Here is a 25,647-nt window from a genome sequence, read left to right as displayed (position 1 = left end):
CGGGAGCGCTGCACGCCGCACGCGCGCCGCAGGGGAGGGGCGCGGGAGGGATGGGGCCGGTCACTCGGGCGGGGCTGGTCACGAAGCGCCGCGGCTTGCCGATAGCCTGAAGGTCTCGCCTCCCTGCTGTGCAGGTCCGCCGCGCGACCCCGCGGCGGGCGAGGAAGAGGAACGAGCACTCGAGCAAGCCGCGACCCACAAGGAGCACAGTCCCGTGATGCGCACGCACAAGGCCGGATCGCTGCGCGCCGGTCACGCCGGGCAGTCCGTCACCCTCAGCGGATGGGTGGCGCGTCGCCGCGATCACGGCGGGGTGATCTTCATCGATCTGCGCGATGCGTCCGGGATGGCTCAGGTCGTCTTCCGCGAGGGCGAGATGGCCGAACGCGCCCACCGGCTGCGGGCGGAGTTCTGCGTGCGCGTCACCGGGGAGGTCGTGCAGCGCCCGGAGGGCAACGAGAATCCGGAGATCGGCACCGGGTGGATCGAGGTCACAGCGACCGACCTGGAGGTGCTGTCCGAGGCGTCCCCGCTGCCGTTCCAGCTGGACGAGAACCTCGAGGCGGGCGAGGAGGTGCGCCTGCGGCACCGCTACCTCGACCTGCGGCGGCCCGAGCAGGCGCGGATCATGCGCCTGCGCAGCGAGAGCAACCGGATCGCGCGCGACGTGCTCAACGACCGCGAGTTCGTCGAGGTCGAAACGCCGACGATGACCCGCTCCACGCCGGAGGGCGCGCGCGACTTCCTCATCCCGGCGCGGTTGCAGCCGGGCAGCTGGTACGCGCTGCCGCAGTCGCCGCAGCTGTTCAAGCAGCTGCTCATGGTCGGCGGTCTGGAGCGCTACTTCCAGATCGCGCGCTGCTACCGCGACGAGGACTTCCGCGCCGACCGCCAACCGGAGTTCACCCAGCTGGACCTCGAGCTGAGCTTCGCCGACGCCGATGACGTGATCGAGCTCAGCGAGGCGGTCGTGGCCGCGTTGTGGCGGGAGCTGCGCGGGCACGAGATCCCGCTGCCGATCCCGCGGATCAGCTACGCCGACGCCCTCGCCAAGTACGGCACGGACAAACCGGATCTGCGGTTCGGGCAGGAGCTGGTCGAGTTGACCGACTACTTCGCCGAGACCCCGTTCCGCGTGTTCCGCGCCCCCTACGTCGGCGCCGTGGTCATGCCGGGCGGGGCGGACCAGCCGCGCCGGCAGCTCGACGCGTGGCAGGACTGGGCCAAGCAGCGCGGCGGCAAGGGCCTGGCCTACGTGCTCGTCGGCGAGGACGGCACGCTGTCCGGTCCGGTGGCCAAGAACCTCTCCGACCCCGAGCGGGACGGGCTGGCCAAGGCGGTCGGCGCCAACCCGGGTGACTGCGTGTTCTTCGCCGCCGGTGAACCCGGCCCTTCGCGGGCGCTGCTCGGCGCGCTCCGGCTGGAGGTCGGCCAGCTGTGCGGGCTCATCGACCACGACGCCTGGGCGTTCGCGTGGATCGTGGACGCGCCGATGTTCCAGTCCACCGCCGAGTCCGACGACGTCGCCGTCGGCACCGGCAACTGGACTGCGGTGCACCACCCGTTCACCGCGCCGAAGCCGGAGTGGGTCGACGAGTTCGCGCAGGACCCGGCCAACGCCCTGTCGGACGCCTACGACCTCGTGTGCAACGGCAACGAGATCGGTGGCGGGTCGATCCGCGTGCACCGCCCGGACGTGCAGCAGCGGGTGTTCGAGGTGCTCGGCATCAGCGAGGAGCAGGCGCAGGAGAAGTTCGGCTTCCTGCTCGAGGCGTTCAAGTACGGCCCCCCGCCGCACGGCGGCATCGCGTTCGGCTGGGACCGGATCTGCATGCTGCTGGCCGGGGCCACCTCGCTGCGCGATGTGATCGCGTTCCCCAAGACCGGAGGCGGTTTCGACCCGCTGACCGGTGCGCCGGCGCCGATCACCGCGCAGCAGCGCAAGGAGGCGGGCGTGGACGCGAAACCGGCGAAGAAGCACGACTCGGGTCAGCAGACCGGGGCGTGAGCGGCCCGCGCCGCGCGAACCGGCGGGTGCGGAACCTCACCGCCACCGGACGATTCCGGTGGCGGGGGCGCCTTTTCGGGTTGAACCCGCGTGGATCCGGTGACGCGGCGAACGCGGTGCGTGTACCGTTCCCCTGATCATGCGGTGGGTGCGGTGAGGCGTGCGCGGGTGCGATGCGCCGCGAGCACGGTACGTGGCGGTGCACGTGCCCGGAAGTGATCAACTTGACCGGTCATGCGCAGCCGCGCCCGGACGAGTCGGGGTAGTGTCGGGAGACGATGAGCGTAGAGATCACCAGCGGTCCTCCGGAAGTTTGCGTTTCCGCGGACGGGGAGGTCACCGACACGGTCGGAACCGCGGAGGCGGTTCTGAGCAAGTGGACCGGGGCCGCGGTGCGGTTGGCCGAGGCCGAGGACCTGGGAGGGAGCGACCGTTCCGTCGTGCTCCGCGTGCGGGTCGTCGAATCCCCGTTCGACCTGCCTCGTACGCTCGTGGTCAAGCACTACGGCGCGTGCCCGGAGCAGGCGCGGTCGGACCCGTTCGCGCACGAGGCGGCGAGCTGCCAGCTCACCACCGCGTTGTCGCCGGGGGCTCGGGTCGGCCCGGAGCTCATCGCGCACGACGCGGCTCAGCGCATCCTGGTGCTCGAGGACCTGGGACGCGGCTCCACGCTGGCCGACGTGCTCTTCGCCGATGACGCGCGCGCGGCCGAGCGGTCGCTGCTGGCCTGGGCGCGCGCGCTCGGCAAGCTGCACAGCACCACAGCGGGATGCGACGCCGACTTCGACGCGCTCATGCGCCGCCTCGGGTCGCAGGACGCGAGCGATCCGATCACCGAGGACATCCTGCAGGCCTGCGCGGAGCTGCCCGAGCTGCTGGCGGGCACGCTCGGCGTGGCGGTTCCGGCGAGCGTGTCGGAACGGCTGGCCGCGGCCACGGAGTTGCTCACCTCGGGGCGGTACCGGGCGTTCAGCCCGTCCGACATCTGCCCCGACAACAGCTTAGTGACCGAAACCGGGGGGCGTTTCCTCGATTTCGAGGGGGGCTGCGTGCGCGACGTGGTCCTGGACGCGGCCTACCTGCAGTACCCGTTCCCGTCCTCGTGGTGCTCCTACGCGCTGCCGGACAACGTGGCGCGCGGGATGCTGGACACCTGGCGCTCCGAGGTCGCCCAGGTGTGGCCGGAGCTCGACGACGACGCTGTGCTCCTGCCGCGGTTGTTCGACGCGGAGCTGCTGTGGGTGTGGGTGTCGACGTGGTGGTTCCTGCCGCGCGCCGGGGAGAACGACCGGCCCATCGACCTGCAGATGCCCTCGCCGCGCCGCAGCACGGCGCTCGTGGACCGGTGGCGGCACGTGCGGTCCGGCGCCGAGGACGCCGGGACGGGTGATCTCGCGGAGTTCGCGGGTGCGGTCGTGGACGCGCTCGTCGAGCGCTTCGGAGCCGGGGCGCTGCACCTCGTGCCGTACCCCGCTTTCGGCGGGGAGCAGCGGGGCTGAGGCGGGCGGCGCTGCCGCTCGGGCGCCGGGACCGTTCTCCGTCGGAGGTGCGGCGCTCCTGCGCGCGTCCGGTGCCCGGTCGCGGCTGCTGCCTCCGCGGTGGTGCGCGCCGTGCCCGGCGGAGTTGTGCGCGCCATCGAAAATGAGATCAATTCGGATATTCTGCGTTCCGCGCGGGCGGGTGCGCTTGGGAGGAAACGCCTGCGCCACATGTGGTCGAATGCGCATGCGGCCGTCCCGGGAAGCGGCGCGGCTTACGCTTTCGGGTGAGCTTTTCGGCGTTCTCCCGGAATGTGGGCGGCGGGCTGCTCCGTTGTGTTGATCACGTGTTCTGCGACTTGCGGGGATCCGGGTGTGATCGGATACCTTGAGTTCAGCCCTTCGTCGCTTCGCTCCGCTGAAGTGGTTCTCGGCGAAGGTCGCCACCCAGCTGCTTCCGGGAGGACCGAGTGCGCGGGACTCAGCGCGTCGTGCGAGCGGTGACCTGGCTGCTGCTCGCGGTCGCGCTGGTCGTGCTCTCGCCGCTGTCCGCGACGGCCCAGGTGCCCACGCGTGCCACGGCGGAGACGACGAATTCCCAGAGCAACGAGCACCGCGAGGAAAAGCTCCGGGAACGGACGCCCGGAACCGCGGTCCAGCGGCGGTGCGCCGAGCAGGGCGACAAGCCCCGCTGCCTGTTCAAGCTCGATGTCCGCGCCCTCTCCGGTGCCGACCGGGTGCTGCCCTCGGGCGAGCACCTGGTGCTCGGCGGAAACTCGCACGAGCTGAGTCTGAGAAAGAGACAATCGCCTTCCGTGCTCAACGTGTTCCGGCTGTGATTCCGCGGTTTCCGCGGAATGCTTCACCTGTTCCGCAACAGGTTGTACGACGTCGTCGCTGAACACGGCTGTGAGGCGAATTGTGAATTTCGAAGCGTACCTGACGCGTGCCGAGAACCACGCGAGCGCGGTGACCGAGGAGCACTGCCGCGAGCTCGCATCCGGGCAGAATCCGGACGTGTTGTTCATCACCTGCTCGGACTCCCGCGTGCTCCCCAGCCGGCTCACCGGAGCCGAACCGGGCCAGCTTTTCGAACTGCGCACCGCGGGCAACGCGGTGCCGGAGTACCTGCCCGACCGGGGTAGTAGCGAGATGGCCACGATCGAGTACGCGGTACTGCGACTGGGCGTGCCCAACATCGTCGTGTGCGGGCACTCGCACTGCGGAGCGGTGACCGCGATGGCCTCGGCCGGCCGCGGGCTGACCGACATGCCGGCGCTGTGCACCTGGTTCGGACTCAGCGGTGGTGCCGGCGGGGATGGCGCCGCGGTCGATCCCGCGGTGCGCGCCGAGAGCCAGCAGCACGTGCGCGATCAGCTCGCCGAACTCCGCGCGTACCCCTTCGTCCGGGATCGACTCGCCAACGGGGAACTCGCCCTGCGCGGCTGGTTCTTCGAGCTCGATACCGGTCGAGTCCACACATTGGAGTGTGGCTCCGACGCAGCCGACGCGAACACCGCTGTCTTCCGCCCCCTGTGAAGCCGCGGACGGCCCGGGCACGGGGAGGAGTGTCTCCTCCGCCGGAGGACCCGGCCGTCCGGTCGACGCGCCTGGAGTGCACAGTGACTCGAACGTCTCCGAAAACCCCCACGGCAGGAAACCGCGGCTTGTCGCGGTTCCGCCTGCCGTCCAAGCAGACCGTGCTGGCGGACTTCTCCGCCTCCCTCGTCGTGTTCCTCGTGGCCGTGCCCCTCTGCGTCGGGGTGGCGGTCGCCTCCGGTGTTCCGGCCGAGCTCGGCATGATCACCGGCATCGTCGGCGGACTCGTCGTGGGCTTCATGCCCGGCAGCACGATGCAGGTCAGCGGCCCCGCCGCGGGCCTGACCGTGGTGGTGTCCTCGGCGGTGGCCCAGCACGGGCTCGCCACGCTCGGCATCATCGTGCTGATCTCCGGGCTGCTGCAGGTCCTGCTCGGCATCTCCCGGCTCGGCAGCTGGTTCCGGGCGATCTCGCCCGCCGTGGTCCAAGGCATGCTGGCCGGTATCGGCCTGGTGCTCATCCTCGGCCAGATCTACCCGTTCGGCGGGCAGGATCAGCCCACCAGCACCGGGGAGAAGTTCTCCGGCGTGCCCGGCCTGCTCGGCCACGCGCTGACCACGCCCACCGGTCTCGCCTCGCTCGGTCTGGGGCTGGCCACGCTCGTGCTGCTCGGCGTGTGGAAGAAGCTGCCGAAACCGCTCAGCTCCGTTCCCGGCCCGCTCGTGGCCGTGGTCCTCGCCAGCGCGGCCGCGGCCGTGCTCGCGCTGCCCGTGAGCACCGTCGAGGTGGGCTCGCTGCTGCAGGCCGTGAACGTGCCGTTCCACGGCGGAGCGTTCGGCGAGCTGCTCAGCCCCGCGCTGTGGGGCACGGTCGTCACCTTCACCCTGGTCGCCTCGGCGGAGAGCCTGTTCAGCGCCGCGGCGGTCGACCGGATGCACAGCCGGCCGAAGACGCAGTACAACAAGGAGCTCGCCGCCCAGGGCGTCGGCAACGCCGTCTGCGGGGTGTTCGGCGCGCTGCCGATGACGGCGGTCATCGTGCGCAGCTCGACCAACGTCAACGCGGGTGCGGTGACGAAGCTGTCGCGCATCCTGCACGGGGCCTGGTTGCTGCTGTTCGTCGTGCTCCTGCCCCAGGTGCTGGCGTTCATCCCGAACGCGGTGCTGGCCGCGCTGCTCATCCAGGCCGGGTGGAAACTGGTGGCCCCGCGCGACATGGTCGAGCTGATGCGGACCAACCGGCCCGAGGCCGTCGTGCTGCTGGTGACCACCAGCATGATCGTGGCCACGGACCTGCTCGTCGGCACGTTGACCGGGCTGGCGCTGGCCGTGATCAAGAGCGCGTTCGAGATGTCGCGGCTGTCGGTGCGCTCGCACCACGACGACGAGCGCAACCAGGTGCGGGTGGAACTCGGCGGCAACGCCACCTTCCTGCGCCTGCCGCGATTGCTGGACCACCTCGAACAGCTGCCCAGCGGGCGGCACGTGCGACTGGACCTCACGGGGGTGCGCCACCTCGACCACGCCTGCCAGCAGGCCGTGGAGAACTGGGCCCACCAGCGGCGCGGTGAGGACGACCACGAGGTCGACGTCGCGCTGCCGCACCAGCGGGGACAGACCGATCCCGACCAGGAGCGGGAGGCGGCCCTCTCGCGCTGACCTGGCCCCGTCGCGCTGATCCGGCCCGCTCGGGCCCGCGGTCTCCGGCCCCGGAGAGCCAACTCCGGGATGTCCGCCCCCGGGGGCGGACATCCCGCCACGCGCTGCGGCTCGGGGGTGGGCATTTCCCGGGAGATGTCCACCCCCGCGGCCGCGTGCGGCGGGAGGGGAACGCTGCGACGTGGGGGCGATCCCGGCGGGTAGCGTCGAGGACGTGAGTGAGGGTCTGTTCGACGAAGGGCTGTTCGGTGCCGACGCGGAGGATCGCGCCGACGAGCAGCTGACCGAGCACGCACCGCTGGCGGTGCGGATGCGCCCGCGCAACCTCGACGAGGTCGTCGGCCAGGACCACCTGCTCGGGGCCGGAGCTCCGCTGCGCCGCCTCGTCGAAGGAGCCGCACCGGCCTCGGTGCTCATGTACGGGCCGCCCGGGACGGGCAAGACGACGCTGGCCAACCTCGTCTCCCTGGCCACGGGACGCCGCTTCGTCGCGCTGTCGGCGCTGTCGGCCGGGGTCAAGGAAGTGCGCGGGGTCATCGAGGAGGCCCGCCGCCGGCTCGGCCGCTCCGCCGAGGCGACCGTGCTGTTCATCGACGAGGTGCACCGCTTCTCCAAGACCCAGCAGGACGCGCTGCTCGGTGCGGTCGAGGACCGCACCGTGCTGCTGGTGGCCGCGACCACGGAGAACCCGTACTTCTCGGTGGTCTCCCCGCTGCTGTCGCGCTCGCTGGTGCTGCAGCTGCACGGCCTCACCGAGGACGGGCTGCGCGAGCTGCTCCGGCGCGCCGTGGCCGAGGAGCGCGGACTGGACGGTGCGGTGTCGGTCGAGCAGGAGGCCGAGGACCACCTCGTCGCCCTGGCCGCGGGCGACGCGCGGCGCGCGCTGACCGCGCTGGAGGCGGCGGCCGAGTCCGCCCTCTCCACCGGTGGCGAGCACATTGACCTGGCCACGGTGGAGGCCACCGTGGATCGGGCGGCGGTGCTCTACGACCAGACCGGTGACCAGCACTACGACATCGCCAGCGCGTTCATCAAATCCATCCGCGGCTCGGACGTGGACGCGGCGCTGCACTACCTGGCGCGGATGGTCGACGCGGGCGAGGACCCGCGCTTCATCGCCCGCAGGCTGGTGGTGCACGCCAGCGAGGACATCGGCATGGCCGACCCCACGGCGATGCAGGCGGCCGTGTCCGCCGCGCACGCGGTGCAGTTCATCGGGATGCCCGAGGGGCGGCTGCCGCTCGCCCAGGCCACGGTCCACCTGGCCACGGCGCCCAAGTCGAACGCCGTGATCACCGCCATCGACGAGGCCATCACCGACGTGCGCGCCGGCAGGGCCGGACCGGTGCCGCCGCACCTGCGCGACGGGCACTACGCGGGGGCGAGCACGCTCGGCAACGCGCAGGGCTACGCCTATCCGCACGATCGGCCCGAGGGCGTGCTGCCGCAGCAGTACCCGCCGGACGAGCTCGTCGGCCGCGACTACTACCGGCCCACGGCGCACGGGGGCGAGCGCACGCTCGCCGACCGCGTGCCGAAGCTGCGCGGGCACGTCCGCGGCGGCCAGTCCTGACCGGCGGGCACCCTGACCGGCTCCAGCCCTGACCGGTGCCTGCGCCGGGGCGGTCACCGGTGTCCCGCCGGCGGCAGCGGCGCGGTAGATTCCCCGCCGAAAACCCGGCGCGAGGAGGTTCGCGGTGCCCCCCCGGATCGTGGTCACCAGGTGGATTCCCGAGCAGGCGCGGCAGCGCCTCGCCGAGGCCGGCGAGGTGCACGTGTGCGATCAGGACCGACCGTTGGAGCGGGCCGAGCTGCACGAGGCGGCCCGCGGGGCGGACGCGCTGGTGACGATGGTGCAGGACCGCGTCGACGCCGAGCTGGTGGAGGCCGCCGGGCCGAACCTGCGCGTGGTGGCCAACGTGGCGGTCGGCCACGACAACGTCGACGTGGCCGCGCTGCGCGAGCGCGGGGTGGTCGTGACGAACACCCCGGACGTGCTCACCGACGCGACCGCCGACCTGGCACTGGGGCTGCTGCTCATGCTCACCCGCCGCCTCGGCGAGGGGGAGCGGCTGCTGCGCGCGGGGGAACCGTGGAACTTCCACCTCGGATTCATGCTGGGCAGCGGGTTGCAGGGCAGGACGCTGGGCATCATCGGGCTCGGCGGGATCGGCCGTGCCGTCGCCCGGCGCGCCCGCGCGTTCGGCATGCGCATCGCCTACACCGGGCGGCGCCGGGCCGAGGCCGAGGTGGAGCGCGAGCTCGACGCCACCTACCTCGACCAGGACGAGCTGCTGCGCACCGCGGACGTGGTCAGCCCGCACTGCCCGCTGACCCCGCAGACGCGGCACCTGGTCGACGAGGCGGCCCTGCGGGTGATGCGCCCGGACGCGGTGCTGCTGAACACCAGCCGCGGTCCCGTGGTGGACGAGCGCGCCCTCGTGCGCGCGCTGCAGGCCGGTGAGATCGCCGGGGCTGCGCTGGACGTGTTCGAGCGCGAGCCCGCGGTGGAGCCGGAGCTGCTCGGCATGGACAACGTCGTGGCCGTTCCGCACCTGGGCTCGGCGACCCGGGAGACGCGGGGCGCGATGGCCGACCTGGCCGCGCGCAATGTCCTCGGCGTGCTCGACTCCGGCACCCCGGTCACACCGGTCGGCGGTTGAGCGCCCCGGGCGCGGCCCGGCCGGACGCGGCGCCCGGCCGTTGCCGACCGCCGCGGAGAACCGCCGCCGATCTGCCCGGCACGCGCGCGGGCGGAAGCGGCCGGGCGGAACCGACGCGGTAACCTGACGGCGATCACAAGGCCACCCGCGTGCGAGCCGGCGCCGGTGGCCGCCGTACGTCGTCGAAATTTCGGGAGGGCACGTGACGCCCACGCAGATCGCCGCGCTGATCGCCGCAGGCGCGTTCGTGCTGCTGGTCGTGCTGCTGGCGATCCCGTTGGTCAAGCTCGGCCGCACGCTGGATGCGGCGACCACCGCGATCCGCAAGGCGCACGAGAACTCCGATCCCCTGTTCACCGGTGCGAACTCGACGTTGAACCACGTGAACACCCAGCTGGAGCGGGTCGACGGGATCACCGCGCACGCCAAGACGGTCAGCGGCAACGCCTCGGCGCTGTCCTCGCTGTTCACGGCTACACTGGGAGGCCCGCTGGTAAAGACGGCCGCTTTCTCGTACGGGGTGAGCAAGGCCGTGCGGGCGCGCCGGAAGAGGAAAGCGGCACCCGCGGGCCGGCATTCCCGCCGCAGGGGTAAAGGAGGACCCAAGTGAGGCGCCTGTTCTGGTTCGGTGCCGGGGTCGCGGCCGGAGTGGCGGTGACCCGGAAGGTCAACGCGACCACGAGGAAGGCCACCCCGGCGGGCGTGGCCGAGCAGCTGGGTGGCGCGGTGCGCGACCTGGCCGACGCGGTGGGCGCTTTCGGCGCCGACGTGCGCGCGGGGATGCGGGAACGCGAGCAGGAGCTCGACGAGGCCGCGCAGGACGGGCGAGTCGCCGAGACGGCGCGCGCGGCCGCGGCGGTCTCGGGGAGCCGGACCGCGGAGACCTCCGGTGCCGGCGCTGCAGCGGACGCCAGCCAGCGCCGAGCGCGCCGGGCGGGGCGCTGAACGCCTCCAGCGCGCCGCCTGCCCCGCCGAGAGCTCGTTCCGACCATCGCCTGAGGACTTCACCGTGCAGACCCACGAAATCAACCGCCGCTTCACCGAGCACTTCCGCGCCACCGGCCACACCGTGGTCGGCAGCGCGTCGCTGATCCTGGACGACCCGACGCTGCTGTTCGTCAACGCGGGCATGGTCCAGTTCAAGCCCTACTTCCTCGGTGACGCCCCGGCCCCGTACCCGCGTGCCACCAGCATTCAGAAGTGCGTGCGCACCGGGGACATCGACGAGGTCGGCAAGACCACGCGCCACAACACGTTCTTCCAGATGGCCGGCAACTTCTCGTTCGGCGACTACTTCAAGGAAGGCGCGATCGCGCAGGCGTGGGACCTGGTGACCAAGTCCCAGGCCGACGGCGGGTTCGGCTTCGACCCCGCCCGGTTGTGGGTGACCGTCTACGAGCACGACCGGGAGGCCGCCGAGCTGTGGCAGTCGGTCGCCGGTCTGCCGCCGGAGCGCATCCAGACCCGCGACGCCGCGGACAACTACTGGGACATGGGCGTGCCCGGTCCCGGCGGCCCGTGCTCGGAGATCTACTACGACCGCGGTCCCGAGTACGGCCGCGAGGGTGGTCCCGTCGTCGACGAGGACCGCTACATCGAGATCTGGAACCTCGTGTTCATGCAGGACATCCGGGGTGAGGGCAGCCCGAAGGAGGGCGCGCCCGTGCTCGGTGAACTGCCGACGAAGAACATCGACACCGGCATGGGCATCGAGCGGGTCGCCTGCCTGCTGCAGGGCGTGGACAACGTCTACGAGACCGACCTGGTCCGCCCGGTGATCGCCAAGGCCGAGGAGCTGTCCGGCCGGCGCTACGGTGACTCGCACGAGGACGACGTCCGGTTCCGCGTCATCGCCGACCACGCCCGCTCCGGCGTGATGCTCATCAGCGACGGCGTCACCCCCGGCAACGAGGCCCGCGGCTACGTGCTGCGCAGGTTGCTGCGCCGCATCGTCCGCTCGACCCGCCTGCTGGGCGTGCAGGAACCGGTGCTGGGCGAGTTCGCCGCCATCGTCCGCGACGCCATGGCCCCGGGGTATCCGGAACTGGTCGACGATTTCGACCGGATCGACGCGGTGGTGCGCAACGAGGAGTCGGCCTTCCTGGCCACGCTGTCGACCGGGTCGAAGATCTTCGACGCCGCCGCGCGGGAGACGAAGAAGGCCGGCGGCACCCAGCTGCCCGGTGACAAGGCCTTCCAGTTGCACGACACCTACGGGTTCCCGATCGACCTGACGCTGGAGATGGCGTCCGAGCAGGGGCTGTCGGTCGACGAGCAGGGCTTCCGGAACCTGATGGACGAGCAGCGGCGGCGCGCCAAGGAGGACGCCAAGGCCCGCAAGCAGGGCCACGCCGACCTGTCCACCTACCGCGACCTGCTCGACCAGCACGGCACCACCGAGTTCATCGGCTACACCGACCTGGCCGGGCAGAGCCGGGTGCTGGGGCTGCTCGTGGGCGGCCAGCCCGCCAAGACCGCCGGTGCGGGCACCGAGGTCGAGCTGGTGCTGGACCGCACCCCGTTCTACGCCGAGGGCGGCGGGCAGATCGCCGACACGGGCAAGCTCGTCGGCAGCGGTGCGGAGGTCAAGGTCCACGACGTGCAGCGCGCCGTGCCCGGCCTGTTCGTGCACCGCGCCACCGTCGTGGCCGGCGAGGTCGGCGTGGACGCCGTGCTCGAGTCCGAGGTCGACGCCAACCGCCGGCACGCCATCGCCCGCTCGCACTCGGCCACGCACCTGGTGCACTCCGCGGTGCGCGGCGCCTACGGCAAGCGCGCCGCCCAGGCGGGCTCGCTGAACTCGCCGGGGCGGATGCGCTTCGACTTCACCGCCCCCTCGGCCGTGTCGGCCTCCGTGCTCGGCGGTGTCGAGGAGGAGGTCAACGAGTACCTGCAGAGCGACGTCGAGGTGCAGTCCTACAACACCACGATGGACCGGGCCATGGAGCTCGGTGCGATCGCGCTGTTCGGCGAGAAGTACGGCGACCAGGTGCGCGTGGTCGACATGGGCGACTACTCGCGGGAGCTGTGCGGCGGCACCCACGTCGGCAGCATCGGCCAGCTCGGGGTGGTCAAGCTGGTCAGCGACTCCTCGGTCGGCTCCGGGGTGCACCGCGTCGAAGCCCTCGTCGGCATGGACGCGATGCGCTACATCAACAAGGAGCACATGCTGGTCACCCAGCTCGCCGACCAGATGAAGGTGCCCGCCGAGGAACTGCCCGACCGGATCGAGCAGACCGTCACGCGGCTGCGCGACGCGGAGAAGGAGCTCGAGCAGCTGCGCGTGCAGCAGGTGCTGTCCTCGGCCGGGGACCTGGCCGACAAGGCCGTCGACGTGCACGGGGTGACCTTCGTGGCCGAGCGGGTCGCCGACGGCGTCGACGGCAACGCGCTGCGCTCGCTCGTCGGCGAGGTGCGCGGCCGCCTCGGCAGCCGCCCGTCGGTCGTGGCGCTGTTCTCGGTGGAGAACGGCAAGGTCAACTTCGTCGTCGGCGTCAACGGAGCCGGACGGGACGCGGGACTGGCCGCCGGCAAGCTCGTGCCGGTCTTCGCCGGTGACGTGGACGGCCGCGGCGGCGGCAAACCCGACATGGCCCAGGGCGGTGGATCCAACCCGGAGGGCATCACCGCGGCCGTGTCGACGCTGCGCGAGGAGATCGGCCGGGTGATGCTCGGGTGAGTGCCGACCGCCCGGAGCCCGGTGGCGGGGAGGACCCTCGCCGCCACCGACCCGCTGAGCCGGGGGCGGAGGAGGGCTCCTCCGCACCGGGCCCGTCCGCGGCGGGGGAACCCGCCGCACCGGGCGGGGGCGCCGAGAGCGCGGCCGAACCCGCCCCGGACCCCGGTCCGGGGCGGCGGCTGGCCATCGACGTCGGTGGGACGCGCATCGGCGTGGCGATCAGCGACCCCGCACCGGTGCTGGCCACACCGGTGGAAACGGTGCGCCGGGACCGGCGCCGCGGCAGCGACCTGCGGCGGTTGTCCGCGCTCGTCGCCGAGTACGGCGTGGTCGAGGTCGTCGTGGGGCTGCCCGTGACGATGGCGGGCGAGGAAGGGCACTCCGCAGGAATGGCCAGGAAGTTCGGCGATGCCTTGGCCCCTCGGATCGCTCCCGTGCCGCTGCGGTTCACCGATGAACGGCTGACCACCGTCACCGCGAGCCGTATGCTGAGCGAGCGGGGCGTGCGGGGCAAACAGCAGCGCGCCGTGGTGGATCAGGCCGCGGCCGTGGAGATCTTGCAGGCTTGGTTGGACGCTCGGGGGCGCAGTGCGGGAAGGGACAGTTGGTGAGCGACGATCTCGGATTGTTCGCGGACGACCCCGATGACGACGATCCGCCCCGGCGGGGGCGCGATCCGGAGTTCTTCCGACGGCGCAAGCGGCGCCGCTGGGTGACGGCCATCGCCGGGGTCTGCGTGTTCGTGCTGGTGGTGGGCGGTGCGCTGTACGGCGTGAGCCAGATCCGCGAGCTGCGGTCCTACGAGGACTACGACGGCGGCGGCCACGGCGACGTCGTCATCGAGGTGGCCTCCGGTGACACGATCAGCGCCATCGGATCCACCATGACCGAGAAGGGCGTGGTGGCCAGCTCCCGGGCGTTCGTCGAGGCGGCGGAGGAGAACCGGCAGATCAACAGCATCCAGCCCGGCTACTACCTGATGCGCCGGGAGATGTCGGGGCAGGCCGCGGTCGAGCACATCGTCTCCGACAAGGCCCAGGTGGGGCGTGTCGAAGTGCGCGGCGGGATGCGCCTGGAGGACCAGCTCTCCCCCGACGGCGGGCGCAAGCCGGGAGTGCTCACGCGGCTCGCGCAGGCCTCCTGCGCCGGCGGCGCGCAGCAGTGCGTCACCTCCGAGCAGATGCACCAGGCCGCCGCTTCCGCGGACCTCGCGGAGCTGGGCGTGCCGGAGTGGCTGCGTGCCGACGCCGCCAAGGGCGAGGGCTTCCGCCGGTTGGAGGGCTTGATCCTGCCCGGTGTCTACGACGTGAAGCCGGGCGCGGACGCGGTGGGCGTGCTGCGCTCGGTGCTGCGCACCTCGGCGGCGAAGCTGGAAGCGGCCGGTGTGCCGCAGGCAGCTGAGCAGACCGGCCGTTCCCCGTACGAGCTGCTGACGGTCGCGTCGCTGGTGCAGAGCGAGAGCATCGAGAAGGACTTCGGCAAGGTGGCCCGGGTGGTGTACAACCGGCTCGAGCCGCCGCAGATGCACCTCGGCATGGACTCGACGATCAACTACCCGCTGGACAAGCCCAGCCTGCTGACGAAGCCGGAGGACCGGAACCGGCCCGGCCCGTACAACACGTACCAGACCTACGGGCTGCCGCCGACGCCGATCTCCGCGCCCAGCCAGGAGGCGATCCTCGCGGCGGGGAAACCGGCCGAGGGCGATTGGAAGTACTTCGTCAAGTGCTACCCCGACGGGACGTCGTGCTTCGCCGAGACGCAGGAGGAGCACGACCGGTACATCCAGCAGGCCCAGAAGCGCGGTGCGTTCTGATGCCCCGGAACGGAGCTGGGGACGCCTGGCTGGTCGCGGCCCGACATCGGTGAGCGGTGGACGTTTCTCGAGAATGTCCACCGGCGCTCCCCGGGGAACGTCCGCCCCGTCGAGGGGCGAGGAGGGGGTGAACCGCACATGTCCGAGCGGAGCACCGCGGAAGCGCGGCGGGCCGGGGTGGTCGGCTCGCCGATCGCGCATTCGCTGTCGCCGGTGCTGCACACCGCCGCCTACCGCGAGCTCGGCCTGCGCGGGTGGTCCTACGACCGCCACGAGGTCGGCGAGCAGGACCTGCCCCGTTTCGTCGCCGCGCTCGGCCCGGAGTGGGCCGGGTTGTCGGTGACCATGCCCGGCAAGCACGCGGCGCTGCGGCTGGCGGACGTGCGCACCGAGCGCGCGGCGGCGGTCGGTGCGGCCAACACCCTGGTGCGCCGCGCTGACGGCTGGCTGGCCGACTGCACCGACGTGGACGGCGTGGTGGGCGCGCTGGGTGCTGCGCGGGGCCTCGAGCGCGGGCTGGTCCTCGGCGCGGGGGGGACGGCCGCGGCCGCGCTGGCCGGGTTCGCCGAACTCGGCGTGGGCGAGAGCGTGCTCGTCGTGCGCGAACCGGAACGCGCGCGTTCAGCCGTGGCCACGGCCGAACACCTCGGGCTGCGGGTGCGGGTGGAGCGGCTGGACACCGCCGCGCTGCTCGAACTGGCCGGACGCAGCGACGTGGTGGTCTCCGCGCTGCCCGCGGGGGCCTGGCAAGCCCTCCCGGCCGAGGAGCTGGCGGCCGCGCCGCACGTGCTCGACGTGCTCTACCACCCGTGGCCCACCCCGCTGGCGCGGGCGGTCTCCGCCGCGGGCGGCCGCCTGGCCACCGGACTGGACATGCTGCTGCACCAGGCCTTCGGGCAGGTGGAGTGGTTCACCGGCCTGCCCGCACCGCGGGTGGCGATGCGGGCCGCCCTCGCCGAAGCCGCGGGCGGGGAGGCGCTGGCCGCTCCGTGATCCGCCGCGGCCCGCCCACCGCGGCGGCCCGGCGGAGGCCCCCAGCAGAGGTCGCGGAGCGGAGGTCACCCGGCGGGCGTCATTCCCCCGTGTCCAGGTCGGACGCGACGAGTCCGGCCACGTGCTCCAACGCGGCTTCCGCCCCGTCGCCCTCGGCGGCGAGGACGACTTCGTCGCCGTGGGCCGCCCCCAGGGCCATGAGACCGAGGATGCTGCCGCACTCGACCGGATCGGCACCCTCCTTGCGGATCGTGATCGGCACCTGCTGCTGGGCGGCGGCCTTGGCCACCAGCGCCGCGGGCCGCGCGTGCAGCCCGACCTCGCTCGCCACCGTCACCTGTCGCTCGGTCATGTCACTCCCTTCCGCGCACCGGTCGCCGCGACCGGCTCACTGCTGGCCGCGGGACGTGCCTCCCGCGGCGTCGGACCGCCCACCGGCCCCGTCGGACGAGGCACCGCCGCCAGTATCCGCATCGGAAGTGGATGTCTGTTCCGGGTCCTCGTCCTCGCGCCCCGGCGTGCGCAGGTTCCACCTCGTGATGACGAAGCGGAAGATCACGTAGTACAGCACGGCGTAGCCCAGCCCGATCGGGACGAGCCACAGCGACCGCGTGGACAAGCCGAAGTTGAGCACGTAGTCGATCGCGCCCGCGGAGAACCCGAAGCCGCTGTGGATGTCCAGCGCGTTCACCAGCGCCATCGAGCTGCCGGTGAGCACGGCGTGGACGAGCAGCAGCGGCCAGGCCACGAAGATGAAGGAGAACTCCAGCGGCTCGGTGACGCCGGTGAGGAACGAGGTCAGCGCGACCGACACCATGATGCCGCCGACGACCTTGCGCTGGCCGGGCCTGGCCGTGTGCCAGATCGCCAGGGCGGCGGCGGGCAGCGCGAACATGAAGATCGGGAAGAACCCGGTCATGAACGTGCCCGCGGTCGGGTCGCCCGCGAAGAAGCGGGAGATGTCGCCGTGCTGGCCCTGGTAGTCGCCGAACAGGAACCACACGACGTTGTTCGGGATGTGGTGCAGGCCCAGTGGCAGCAGCAGCCGGTTGACCACGCCGTAGATCCCGCCGCCGACGACGGCGTTGGCGGTGACCGCGTTGCTGAACGCGGTCAACCCCGCGTCGAACAGCGGGTAGAGCAGACCGAGGACCGCGCCGATGACGACCATGGCGCAGGCGGTGATGATCGGCACGAAGCGGCGGCCGCCGAAGAACGCGAGGTACTGGGGCAGTTTGATCCGGTAGAAGCGCTGCCACAGGAAGGCCGCGGTCAGCCCGGCGACGATGCCGCCGAGCACGCCGTAGGGGCCCTCGTTGTAGCTCGTGCCGTCCTCCTGGCCGGTGATCTCCCACATGACGCCGGCCAGCACGAGGTAGCCGACGGTCGCCGCCAGCGCGGTGGACCCGTCCGCCTTCTTGGCGAACCCGATGGCCACGCCGACGGCGAACAGCAGCGGCAGGTTGTCGAACAGCGCCCCGCCGGCGGCGCCGATGACACCGGCCACGGCCTGCAGCGGGCCGACGGCGCCGAGCAGGTCCTCCTGCCCGAGGCGCTGCAGCAGCGCGGCGGCGGGCAGCACCGCGATGGGCAGCATGAGGCTGCGTCCCAGGCGCTGCAGCAGCGCGAATCCGCGGCTGTCGCCGGGTGCCTTCTCGGCACTGGTCATGGCGTCCCTCCTCCGTGCGGGCGCACCGGCGGTCACCGGGCCCGCATCGCCACGCGTGTCCGAACGGGGTGTCTACGATGCCGGGCGTCGGTGCGCGGGGCGCAGCGACTCGGTGCCCGGGAGACCGGGCGTTGGTACTGTCCGGTCTAAACCAGTAGCGGACGATGCGCGGTCGCCGCAGCGGGTGTCAAGGGATGCGTTTCTTCGTTGCCGCATCGACACCGGGCGGCGCAGGATCATCGGCAGGGGCCGCGTCGGTGCGCGGTCCGGACGAAGGGAGGCCGCGGTGGCCGAGGACAAGGCGACGGCGATCCTCACCGCACTCGGCGGTGGGGACAACCTGGTGGAAATCGAACCGTGCATCACGCGCCTGCGGTGCGAGGTGCGCGACGGGGGCGAGGTCGACGAGGCGGGCCTCAAGGCGGCCGGCGCCCACGGCGTGATGCTGCAGGGCACGGCGGTGCAGGTCGTCGTGGGCCCGGAAGCGGACACGATCGCCGAGGACATCGAGGACCTGCGGTGAGCCTGGAGGTGGGCAGCCCGGTCGACGGCCTGGCGACCTCGCTCAGCGATGTTCCGGACCCGGTGTTCTCCCAGGCCATGGTGGGTCCCGGTGTGGCCGTGCGGCCGGCCGCGGGTGCGGCCGCAGCGGTCGCGCCGATCAGCGGCGCGGTGGTGACGTTCCACCCGCACGCGTTCGTCATCGCCGCGCCCACCGGCGCGGCGGTGCTGGTGCACCTCGGCATCGACACGGTCAAGCTCGCCGGCGAGGGCTTCACCGCGCACGTGTCCAAGGGCGACAGCGTCGAAGCCGGGGACCGCGTGGTCACGTGGGACCCGTCCGCGGTGGAGGCGGCCGGGTACGCGTCGATCTGCCCCGTGGTGGTGCTCGAGGTGACGCCGGACGCGTTGAGCGACCGGCGGGAGGACGGCGAGGTCGGCACCGGCGACGTGCTGTTCGCCGTGGACTGAGCGCCGCGGGCGCGTGCTCCCCGGCCGCGGCCCCGGCTGAGGCGTGCGGGAGCTTGCCCGCGCCGGGTGAGCCTGCCCGACACGCGTCCTTCCGGTGCGCTGCGGTGCGGCCTCCGGTGCGTGCGGACGCAGGCTGGAGCGGTGGACACGACGAGGTTCGGCTCCGGCCCAGCGGATCCGGGCAGCAGCGCTGCGGACCCGAGCAGCAGTACGGCGGAGCTCGGCAGCAGCGCTGCGGTGCTCGACTCCACCGCGGTGGGCGCGGCGGTGGTGCTCGGCAGCGCGGCGGGCGCGGTGGTGGCCGTCGCGGTGTGCGGACTGCTCGGCACCGCGGCGGGGCGTCTCGGCCGCTCCGCCCTGCTGCGGCTGGCCCGGGGCGTGCGCCCGCCGGCGGGGTGGTGCGAGTTCGGCGTCGGCGCGCTGTGGGCGGTCGCGGCGGTGCGGTGGTGCCTGCCCGGAGCACCGGGGTGGTGGCTGCCGGTGCCGCTGGTGCTCGCCTGGTTCGGTGTGCTGCTCGGCGTTTGCGACCTGCGGGCGTGCCGCCTGCCGGATGCGCTGACCCTGCCGCTGTACCCGGTGCTGGGAGTGCTGCTCGCCGTCGCGGCGGTCGGGGCGGGGCGCCCGCGCCTCGCGGTCACGGCCGCGGCCGGCTGCGTGCTGTGCGGCGGTGCCTACCTCCTCGTGCGCCTGGTGCTCGGCGACGCGCTCGGCCCCGGGGACGTGAAGCTCGCCGGTGCGCTCGGCGCTGCCGTCGGCGGGGTCTCGCTCTGGGCCGTGGCCGGTGTGGTGGTGGCGGCGGCCGTGCTCACCGCGCTGCTGGCGCGGCTGCTGCGGCGCTGCGGCGGCCGGGACGGGCGCACGTGCTCGGGGGCGGGGTGCGGTGTGCCGCATGGTCCTGCGCTGCTCGCGCCCGCCTGGCTGCTGACCGCCCTCGGCCCGTGAGCCGCCTCGGCGGGCGAGGCGCCTCGGCGGGCGAGGCGCGCGCGGGTGACCGGCTGGTGCGGGGCCTGGCCGGTGGCGGTTTGTCCGGTGGCGGGTCCGGCCGGTGCGGGCCGCTCCCGGAGGCCGAACCCCGGACGTCGAACCCCGGTGCCGGCCACCCCGGCGGCCTGCCCGTGCCTGCGCACGTGGCAGGATGATGAGTTGTGCTGCGTTGGATGACTGCAGGAGAGTCGCACGGTCCCGGCCTGGTCGCGGTGCTGGAGGGCATGGTGGCCGGCGTCGAGGTGACCACGGGCGAGATCGCGACCCAGCTGGAACGTCGCAAACTCGGTTTCGGGCGCAGCCCGCGCATGAACTTCGAGGCCGATGAGCTCGAAGTCCTCGGTGGTCTGCGGCACGGTCGCACGCAGGGAGGCCCGTTCGCGATCCGCATCGGCAACACCGAGTGGCCCAAGTGGGACAAGGTCATGGCCGCCGACCCGGTCGACCCCGCGGAGCTGGAGGCGCTCGCCCGCAACGAGCCGCTGACCCGCCCGCGTCCGGGGCACGCCGATCTCGCCGGCATGCAGAAGTACGGCTTCACCGAGGCCCGGCCGGTGCTCGAGCGCGCCAGCGCGCGGGAGACCGCGGCGCGCGTGGCCGTCGGCACGGTGGCGCGGGCGTTCCTGCGGCAGCTGTGCGGCGTGGAGGTCGTCAGCCACGTGGTCAGCCTCGGCGGTGTGGACGCGGAGCAGGAGACCCTGCCGACGGCGGCGGACCTCGAGGCGATCGACGAGAACCCGGTGCGGGCCTTCGGCGCCGCGGCCACCGAGCGCATGACCGCCGAGGTGGAGGAGGCCAAGCGCGACGGGGACACCCTCGGCGGCGTCGTCGAGGTCATCGCCCACGACGTGCCGCCCGGGCTGGGCTCGCACGTGCACTGGGACCGCAAGCTGGACAGCAGGCTGGGCGCGGCGCTGATGAGCGTGCAGGCCATCAAGGGCGTGGAGATCGGCGCCGGTTTCGCGAACGCCCGGCGCCGCGGTTCGGCGGCGCACGACGAGATCCACCCCGCTTCCGGGGCGCGGTGGGTCACGCGCTCCAGCAACCGCGCCGGCGGCGTGGAAGGCGGCATCAGCAACGGTGAACCGCTCATCGTACGCGCGGCGAAGAAGCCGATCTCCAGCCTGCCGCGCCCGCTGGACACGGTGGACGTGGACACCGGCGAGCCGGCGCACGCGATGCACCAGCGCTCCGACGTCACCGCCGTGCCGCGCGCCGCGGTCGTCGCCGAGACGATGGTCGCGCTCGTGCTCGCCGAGGCCGCGCTGGAGAAGTTCGGCGGGGACGAGCTGTCCGAGACGCGGCGCAACATGCGCGGCTACCTCGAGGACCTGGCAGAACGAGCGGAGGAAAGGCGCGGGCGCTCATGACACCGCGTGCGGTGGTGGTCGGTCCGCCGGGCAGCGGCAAGACGACGGTGGGGCGCCTGCTCTCCGAGCACTGGGACGTGCCCTTCCGGGACACCGACGAGGACGTGCGGACCTCGAGCGGGCGCGAGATCGCGGAGATCTTCACCTCCGACGGCGAGCCGGCCTTCCGCGAGATGGAGGAGAGCGCGGTGGCCGCCGCGCTGACCGAGCACGGCGGCGTGCTCGCCCTCGGCGGCGGTGCGGTGCTGTCCGACCGCACGCGGCGGCTGCTGGCCGAGCACCCGGTCGTGTTCCTCGCGGTCGGGCTGTCCGAAGGCGCCCGGCGCACGGGCCTGTCCACGGCGCGCCCCCTGCTGTCGGGGGTGAACCCGCGGGCGACGTTCAAAGCCCTGCTGGACGCGCGGATCCCGCTGTACCGCGAGGTGGCGACAGTGGAAGTCGAGACCGACGAGCTCGCACCGGCGGAGGTGGTGCGGCGCGTCGACGCCGCGCTGAGCGGTGCCGATCCGTCGGCGGATCCCCAAGTCGGAAAGGGGCGAGGATGACCGAGCCGGTGCGGATCAACGTCGCGACGCGGCAGCCGTACGAAGTGATCATCGGGCGGGGCATGCTCGGTGATCTCATCGAGCAGGTGCGCGACGCCTCCGCGGTGGCGCTGGTGCACCAGCCGACGTTGACGACCACGGTGGAGAACGTCCGCGAGGAGATGGCCGCGGCGGGCGTCGACGCCCACCGGGTCGAGGTGCCGGACGCCGAGGAGGGCAAGAGCCTCGCCGTGGCGGGCTTCTGCTGGGAGGTGCTCGGCAAGATCGGCATGGACCGCGACGGCGTGGTCGTCGCCTTCGGCGGCGGCGCGGTCACCGACATGGCCGGTTTCGTCGCCGGGACGTGGATGCGCGGGGTGCGCGCCGTGCACGTGCCCACGACGCTGCTCGGTGCGGTGGACGCGGCGGTCGGCGGCAAGACCGGGATCAACACCGAGGGCGGGAAGAACCTCGTCGGCCTGTTCCACGAGCCGAGCTCCGTGCTCGTCGATCTGGCCACACTGGAGGGACTGCCGAGCAACGAGGTCGTCGCCGGCATGGCCGAAGTGGTCAAGTGCGGCTTCATCGCCGATCCGGAGATCCTGGACATCATCGAGCGGGACCCCGCTGCCGCGCTCGACCCGGCGGGGGAGACGTTGGGGGAGCTGGTGCGCCGCGCCATCCAGGTGAAGGCCTCGGTGGTGGCCGAGGACCTCACCGAGGCGCACTCGCGCGAGGTCCTCAACTACGGTCACACGCTCGCGCACGCCATCGAACGCCGCGAGCGGTACCGCTGGCGGCACGGTGCGGCGGTGGCGATCGGCCTCGTCTTCGCCGCGGAACTGGCCCGCATGGCCGGCAGGCTGGACGACGCGACGGCGGACCGGCACCGCACCGTGCTCGACGCGCTGGGGCTGCCGACGAAGTACTACGCCGGCGTGCTCAACGAGCTCATCGAGAACATGCAGCTGGACAAGAAGACCCGCTCGGGCATGCTGCGGTTCGTGGTGCTCGACGAGCTCGCCAAGCCCGGCCGGCTGGAGGGGCCGGACCCCTCGCTGCTGGCGGCCGCGTACTCCGCGGTGACCGGTGAGGAGCAGGGCTCGGGCACGGAGGTGTTCCTGTGAACATCCACGTGCTCAACGGACCGAACCTGGGGCGGCTCGGTTCGCGGGAGCCCTCGGTGTACGGCACCGCCACCTACGCCGACCTCGTCGCGCTGTGCGAGCGCACCGGTGGTGAGCTCGGCGCGGGCGTCGCGGTGCGGCAGACCGACCACGAGGGCGAGATGGTGGGTTGGCTGCACGAGGCCGCTGACGAGCAGGCACCGGTGGTGCTCAACGCGGGGGCGTGGACGCACTGCTCGATCGCCGTGCGCGACGCGGCGGCGCAGCTGCGGGCCGATCTCGTCGAGCTGCACATCTCCAACGTGCACCGGCGGGAGCCGTTCCGGCACACCAGCTACCTCTCCGACATCGCGACCGCGGTGATCGCCGGGTTCGGGGTGGACGGCTACCCGCTCGCGCTGCGCTGGCTGGCCAGCCGCGGCTGAGGCGAGCGCCGCGGTTGGGGCGAGCGCCGCGGTGAGGCCCGCCGCCGGTGCGCGAGAGCCGCCGGTGCGGCGGGAGTCGCGGTGCGGTGTCCGGTGTGGAGGGTGCTGCGGGCGGCGGACCACCGCCGCAGGAGCGCTATCCTGGAGCGCATGACCGGCGGTGAGGACCTCGCACGTGCCACGAGCGAGCGCGGCGAACTGCTGCTGCGCCGCCGCCCGGACGACGGCGCGGTGGAGCTGCGCGTCAACGGCGTGTTCGTGATGGACACCGCGCACACCGCCACCGAGCGGCTGCTCGCCGCGGCGGTGCTGGAGTCCGCGCCGCAGCGGGAGCTGCGCGTGGTCATCGGCGGCCTCGGGCTCGGGTTCACCCTGCGCGAGGTGCTCGCCGACCCGCGGGTGCGGGCCGTGGAGGTCTACGAGCTCGAGGGCGATCTCGTGCGCTGGTTCCGGGAGGGGCTCGTGCCCGGTGCGGCCGAGGTCCTGGCCGATCCGCGGGTGCACCTGTCCATCGCGGATGTGCGGACCGCCGCGGACGTGCGGGAGGCCCCCGAGGGGCGCGCGACCCCCGGGGCGGACGCGGGGGCGCAGGCCGCCTGCGACGCGGTGCTGCTGGACGTGGACAACGGCCCCGGCCACCTGGTGCACACCGCGAACACCGCGCTGTACGAGACCGCGACGCTGCGGGCCTGGCGCGCCGTGCTGCGCCCCGGCGGCCTGCTCGCGGTCTGGTCGGCCGACCCCGCCCCCGAACTGCTCGCCGAGCTGCGGGCGGTGTTCGGCAACGGCGAGGAGCGGGAGATCCCCGTCGTGCTCGGCACCCGCCGCACGGCCTACTACCTCCTCGCGTCCCGGGCCGGTGCGGCGGAGGGCCCGGAGGGGACCCCGGCGGATGCGGAGCACCGCGGGCGCGGGTGAGGGCGATCCGGACCTCGTCGGCACCGCCCGCTCCCGCTAGGCTTCCGGCATGCCTGATATGCACGCCCGCCGCCGGCAGCGCCTGCGCGCTTCGCTGCGCGCGGAGGAGCTCGATGCGCTGCTGGTGACCAACCTGCTCAACGTCCGCTACCTCAGCGGTTTCACCGGGTCCAACGCGGCACTGCTCGTGCACGCCGCCGACGAGGAGGCCGAGCGGGGAACGGTGCTGTGCACGGACGGGCGCTACCGGGACCAGGCCGCGCGGGAGGTGCCGGACCTGCCGCACGTGATCGCCCGTGCCAGCGATGTCGCCCTGGCCGAGCACGCGCGCGAGCGCTCCGGGACGCACCGGCGCGTCGGCTTCGACAGCCGGCACGTCACCGTGGACGGGCGCGACGCCCTCGCCGAGGCCGCCGGTGCGGCGTCGCTGGAGCGCGCCCCCGGGCTGGTGGAGGAGCTGCGCGCGGTCAAGGACGAGGTCGAGGTCGAGGCCCTGCGCACCGCCTGCGCCGCCGCGGACCAGGCGTTGGCGGAGCTGCTCGAGCACGACGGGCTGCGCCCCGGCCGGACCGAGCGCGCGGTGGCCCGCGAGCTGGAGGAGCGCATGCGCGACCAGGGCGCCTCCGGGCCCGCGTTCGACACGATCGTCGCTGCCGGGGCGCATTCGGCGATCCCGCACCACAGCCCCACGGAGGCGCAGCTGGCGCACGGAGATCTCGTGAAGATGGACTTCGGCGCGCTCGTGGACGGGTACCACTCGGACATGACCCGCACCGTCGTGCTCGGCGCGCCAGCGGACTGGCAGCGCGAGCTGTACGAGCTCGTCGCCCGCGCCCAGGCGGCGGGTCGGCGCGCGCTCGGCGACGGCGTCCCGGCTCGGGACGTGGACGCGGCGGCGCGCTCGGTCATCGACGAAGCCGGCTGCGGCGAGCAGTTCCTGCACGGTTTGGGGCACGGAGTGGGGCTGGAGATTCACGAGGCACCGGCGCTGTCCGCACGAGGGGACGGTAAAATTGCGGCGGGAATGGCGGTCACCGTCGAGCCGGGGGTGTACCTGACGGGGCGGGGCGGGGTCCGCATCGAGGACACGCTGATCGTGCGTCCCAGTACGCCGGAGCTCCTGACGTTGACGACCAAGGAGCTCCTCGCCGTCTGATCGCGGTGTGCCAGAGCGCGCGAGTTCGCCAATCGCGCACCGAGGAAACCTGTCCCAGTCATCTACAGGAGAGACTTCCACGTGGCGACGACAAACGACCTGAAGAACGGAATGGTGCTGAACCTCGACGGCCAGCTGTGGACGGTCGTGAGCTTCCAGCACGTCAAGCCCGGCAAGGGCGCCGCGTTCGTGCGTACCACGCTGAAGAACGTGCTTTCCGGCAAGACCCTGGACAAGACCTTCAACGCCGGCGTCAAGGTCGACACCGCCAACGTCGACCGGCGCGTGATGACGTACTTGTACTTCGACGGCAACGACTACGTGTTCATGGAGCCGGAGACCTACGACCAGGTCTCGGTCGGGCCGAACGTGGTCGGCGGCATGGCCGACTACATGCTGGAGAACAGCAGCGTGGTCGTGGCCCGGCACAACGACGAACCGCTGTACGTCGAGCTGCCCGCCGTGGTGGAGCTCAAGGTCACCGAGACCGCTCCGGGCGTGCAGGGCGACCGCTCGACCGGCGGCACGAAGTCGGCGACGTTGGAGACCGGGGCGGAGGCCCAGGTTCCGCTGTTCATCAACGAAGGGGACACGCTGAAGGTCGACCCGCGCGACGGTCGCTACCTCAGCCGTGTGAGCACGAAGTGAGCGACCGCGCCGACGCATTC

General features: G+C 72.8%; 25 protein-coding genes. 23 read left to right on the top strand and 2 right to left on the bottom strand.

Annotation, left to right across the window (positions count from 1 at the left end):
• Positions 1-214 precede the first annotated feature (214 nt).
• From aspS to ACVGV0_RS16235, 13 genes are all read left to right on the top strand, one after another.
• Complete coding sequence (gene aspS, locus ACVGV0_RS16295) at positions 215-2,008, top strand: aspartate--tRNA ligase (protein WP_459156545.1); 1,794 nt, start codon at positions 215-217, stop codon at positions 2,006-2,008.
• Positions 2,009-2,286: 278 nt separating this feature from the next.
• A complete protein-coding gene (locus ACVGV0_RS16290; RefSeq protein WP_459156544.1) occupies positions 2,287-3,507 on the top strand; it encodes a hypothetical protein in 1,221 nt (406 codons plus the stop codon).
• A 449-nt stretch (positions 3,508-3,956) separates the two neighbouring features.
• Positions 3,957-4,325: a hypothetical protein gene (locus ACVGV0_RS16285; protein ID WP_459156543.1), complete on the top strand. Its 369-nt coding sequence runs from the start codon at positions 3,957-3,959 to the stop codon at positions 4,323-4,325.
• Between the two features lie 82 nt (positions 4,326-4,407).
• On the top strand, positions 4,408-5,025 hold the full coding sequence (locus ACVGV0_RS16280) for a carbonic anhydrase (protein WP_459156542.1): 618 nt from the start codon (positions 4,408-4,410) through the stop codon (positions 5,023-5,025).
• Between the two features lie 128 nt (positions 5,026-5,153).
• The gene (locus ACVGV0_RS16275; RefSeq protein WP_459156541.1) at positions 5,154-6,683 is read left to right on the top strand and encodes a SulP family inorganic anion transporter; all 1,530 of its coding nucleotides are present in this window, start codon (positions 5,154-5,156) and stop codon (positions 6,681-6,683) included.
• Between the two features lie 214 nt (positions 6,684-6,897).
• Positions 6,898-8,256 carry a replication-associated recombination protein A gene (locus tag ACVGV0_RS16270; RefSeq protein WP_459156540.1) on the top strand — a complete coding sequence of 453 codons (1,359 nt, stop codon included), beginning with the start codon at positions 6,898-6,900 and terminating at the stop codon, positions 8,254-8,256.
• A gap of 124 nt (positions 8,257-8,380) precedes the next feature.
• Positions 8,381-9,346, top strand: a complete 966-nt coding sequence (locus tag ACVGV0_RS16265) for a 2-hydroxyacid dehydrogenase (RefSeq protein ID WP_459156539.1) — start codon at positions 8,381-8,383, stop codon at positions 9,344-9,346.
• A 202-nt stretch (positions 9,347-9,548) separates the two neighbouring features.
• Positions 9,549-9,956, top strand: a complete 408-nt coding sequence (locus ACVGV0_RS16260; protein ID WP_459156538.1) for a DUF948 domain-containing protein — start codon at positions 9,549-9,551, stop codon at positions 9,954-9,956.
• Positions 9,953-10,291: a hypothetical protein gene (locus ACVGV0_RS16255; RefSeq protein ID WP_459156537.1), complete on the top strand. Its 339-nt coding sequence runs from the start codon at positions 9,953-9,955 to the stop codon at positions 10,289-10,291. Before ACVGV0_RS16260 ends, ACVGV0_RS16255 begins: the two co-directional genes overlap by 4 nt.
• Before the next feature lie 64 nt (positions 10,292-10,355).
• Positions 10,356-13,025, top strand: coding sequence for an alanine--tRNA ligase (gene alaS, locus ACVGV0_RS16250; RefSeq protein ID WP_459156536.1), 2,670 nt, complete (start codon positions 10,356-10,358; stop codon positions 13,023-13,025).
• Positions 13,026-13,204: 179 nt separating this feature from the next.
• The gene (gene ruvX, locus ACVGV0_RS16245) at positions 13,205-13,636 is read left to right on the top strand and encodes a Holliday junction resolvase RuvX (protein ID WP_459160033.1); all 432 of its coding nucleotides are present in this window, start codon (positions 13,205-13,207) and stop codon (positions 13,634-13,636) included.
• Positions 13,633-14,841: an endolytic transglycosylase MltG gene (locus tag ACVGV0_RS16240; RefSeq protein ID WP_459156535.1), complete on the top strand. Its 1,209-nt coding sequence runs from the start codon at positions 13,633-13,635 to the stop codon at positions 14,839-14,841. The genes ruvX and ACVGV0_RS16240 overlap by 4 nt, the downstream gene beginning before the upstream one ends.
• Before the next feature lie 138 nt (positions 14,842-14,979).
• The gene (locus ACVGV0_RS16235; protein ID WP_459156534.1) at positions 14,980-15,834 is read left to right on the top strand and encodes a shikimate dehydrogenase; all 855 of its coding nucleotides are present in this window, start codon (positions 14,980-14,982) and stop codon (positions 15,832-15,834) included.
• A gap of 79 nt (positions 15,835-15,913) precedes the next feature.
• Here the strand turns inward: ACVGV0_RS16235 and ACVGV0_RS16230 are convergent, their stop codons facing one another.
• Together ACVGV0_RS16230 and ACVGV0_RS16225 are read right to left on the bottom strand one after the other, a co-directional pair.
• Complete coding sequence (locus ACVGV0_RS16230) at positions 15,914-16,186, bottom strand: HPr family phosphocarrier protein (RefSeq protein ID WP_459156533.1); 273 nt, start codon at positions 16,184-16,186, stop codon at positions 15,914-15,916.
• 36 nt (positions 16,187-16,222) lie between these two features.
• Entirely contained in the window at positions 16,223-17,503 is a 1,281-nt protein-coding gene (locus tag ACVGV0_RS16225; protein ID WP_459156532.1) for a PTS transporter subunit EIIC, read from the bottom strand.
• Positions 17,504-17,789: 286 nt separating this feature from the next.
• On the opposite strand from ACVGV0_RS16225, the gene ACVGV0_RS16220 reads away from it, so the two are divergent.
• The 10 genes from ACVGV0_RS16220 to efp all read left to right on the top strand — a co-directional run bounded on the left by ACVGV0_RS16220 (position 17,790) and on the right by efp (position 25,627).
• Positions 17,790-18,026 carry a glucose PTS transporter subunit EIIB gene (locus ACVGV0_RS16220; protein ID WP_459156531.1) on the top strand — a complete coding sequence of 79 codons (237 nt, stop codon included), beginning with the start codon at positions 17,790-17,792 and terminating at the stop codon, positions 18,024-18,026.
• Entirely contained in the window at positions 18,023-18,475 is a 453-nt protein-coding gene (locus ACVGV0_RS16215; RefSeq protein ID WP_459156530.1) for a PTS sugar transporter subunit IIA, read from the top strand. Before ACVGV0_RS16220 ends, ACVGV0_RS16215 begins: the two co-directional genes overlap by 4 nt.
• A gap of 141 nt (positions 18,476-18,616) precedes the next feature.
• The gene (locus tag ACVGV0_RS16210) at positions 18,617-19,417 is read left to right on the top strand and encodes a prepilin peptidase (RefSeq protein WP_459156529.1); all 801 of its coding nucleotides are present in this window, start codon (positions 18,617-18,619) and stop codon (positions 19,415-19,417) included.
• Positions 19,418-19,620: 203 nt separating this feature from the next.
• Positions 19,621-20,829 (top strand): chorismate synthase, encoded by a 1,209-nt coding sequence (gene aroC / locus ACVGV0_RS16205; RefSeq protein WP_459156528.1) that lies wholly within the window; start codon positions 19,621-19,623, stop codon positions 20,827-20,829.
• Positions 20,826-21,374 (top strand): shikimate kinase, encoded by a 549-nt coding sequence (locus tag ACVGV0_RS16200; RefSeq protein WP_459156527.1) that lies wholly within the window; start codon positions 20,826-20,828, stop codon positions 21,372-21,374. The genes aroC and ACVGV0_RS16200 overlap by 4 nt, the downstream gene beginning before the upstream one ends.
• Positions 21,371-22,480, top strand: coding sequence for a 3-dehydroquinate synthase (aroB, locus tag ACVGV0_RS16195; protein ID WP_459156526.1), 1,110 nt, complete (start codon positions 21,371-21,373; stop codon positions 22,478-22,480). Before ACVGV0_RS16200 ends, aroB begins: the two co-directional genes overlap by 4 nt.
• The gene (gene aroQ / locus ACVGV0_RS16190; RefSeq protein WP_459156525.1) at positions 22,477-22,905 is read left to right on the top strand and encodes a type II 3-dehydroquinate dehydratase; all 429 of its coding nucleotides are present in this window, start codon (positions 22,477-22,479) and stop codon (positions 22,903-22,905) included. Before aroB ends, aroQ begins: the two co-directional genes overlap by 4 nt.
• A 150-nt stretch (positions 22,906-23,055) precedes the next feature.
• Positions 23,056-23,823, top strand: a complete 768-nt coding sequence (locus ACVGV0_RS16185) for a spermidine synthase (protein WP_459156524.1) — start codon at positions 23,056-23,058, stop codon at positions 23,821-23,823.
• Positions 23,824-23,872: 49 nt separating this feature from the next.
• Positions 23,873-24,979: a M24 family metallopeptidase gene (locus ACVGV0_RS16180; protein WP_459156523.1), complete on the top strand. Its 1,107-nt coding sequence runs from the start codon at positions 23,873-23,875 to the stop codon at positions 24,977-24,979.
• 81 nt (positions 24,980-25,060) lie between these two features.
• Positions 25,061-25,627 carry an elongation factor P gene (gene efp, locus ACVGV0_RS16175; RefSeq protein ID WP_459156522.1) on the top strand — a complete coding sequence of 189 codons (567 nt, stop codon included), beginning with the start codon at positions 25,061-25,063 and terminating at the stop codon, positions 25,625-25,627.
• The last annotated feature ends 20 nt before the right edge of the window (positions 25,628-25,647 follow it).

The organism is Salinifilum ghardaiensis (assembly GCF_054491345.1).
The sequence above is the reverse complement of the archived record's forward strand: the minus strand, read 5'-3'. Positions and strand labels throughout refer to the sequence as shown.

Bases quoted from the DNA above. Each gene is read 5' to 3' on its own strand.
- ACVGV0_RS16230 (WP_459156533.1), bottom strand. From the start codon at position 16,186: ATGACCGAGCGACAGGTGACGGTGGCGAGCGAGGTCGGGCTGCACGCG.
- ACVGV0_RS16200 (WP_459156527.1), top strand. From the start codon at position 20,826: ATGACACCGCGTGCGGTGGTGGTCGGTCCGCCGGGCAGCGGCAAGACG.
- ACVGV0_RS16225 (WP_459156532.1), bottom strand. From the start codon at position 17,503: ATGACCAGTGCCGAGAAGGCACCCGGCGACAGCCGCGGATTCGCGCTG.
- ACVGV0_RS16185 (WP_459156524.1), top strand. From the start codon at position 23,056: ATGACCGGCGGTGAGGACCTCGCACGTGCCACGAGCGAGCGCGGCGAA.
- ACVGV0_RS16235 (WP_459156534.1), top strand. From the start codon at position 14,980: ATGTCCGAGCGGAGCACCGCGGAAGCGCGGCGGGCCGGGGTGGTCGGC.
- ACVGV0_RS16290 (WP_459156544.1), top strand. From the start codon at position 2,287: ATGAGCGTAGAGATCACCAGCGGTCCTCCGGAAGTTTGCGTTTCCGCG.
- aroB (WP_459156526.1), top strand. From the start codon at position 21,371: ATGACCGAGCCGGTGCGGATCAACGTCGCGACGCGGCAGCCGTACGAA.
- ACVGV0_RS16180 (WP_459156523.1), top strand. From the start codon at position 23,873: ATGCCTGATATGCACGCCCGCCGCCGGCAGCGCCTGCGCGCTTCGCTG.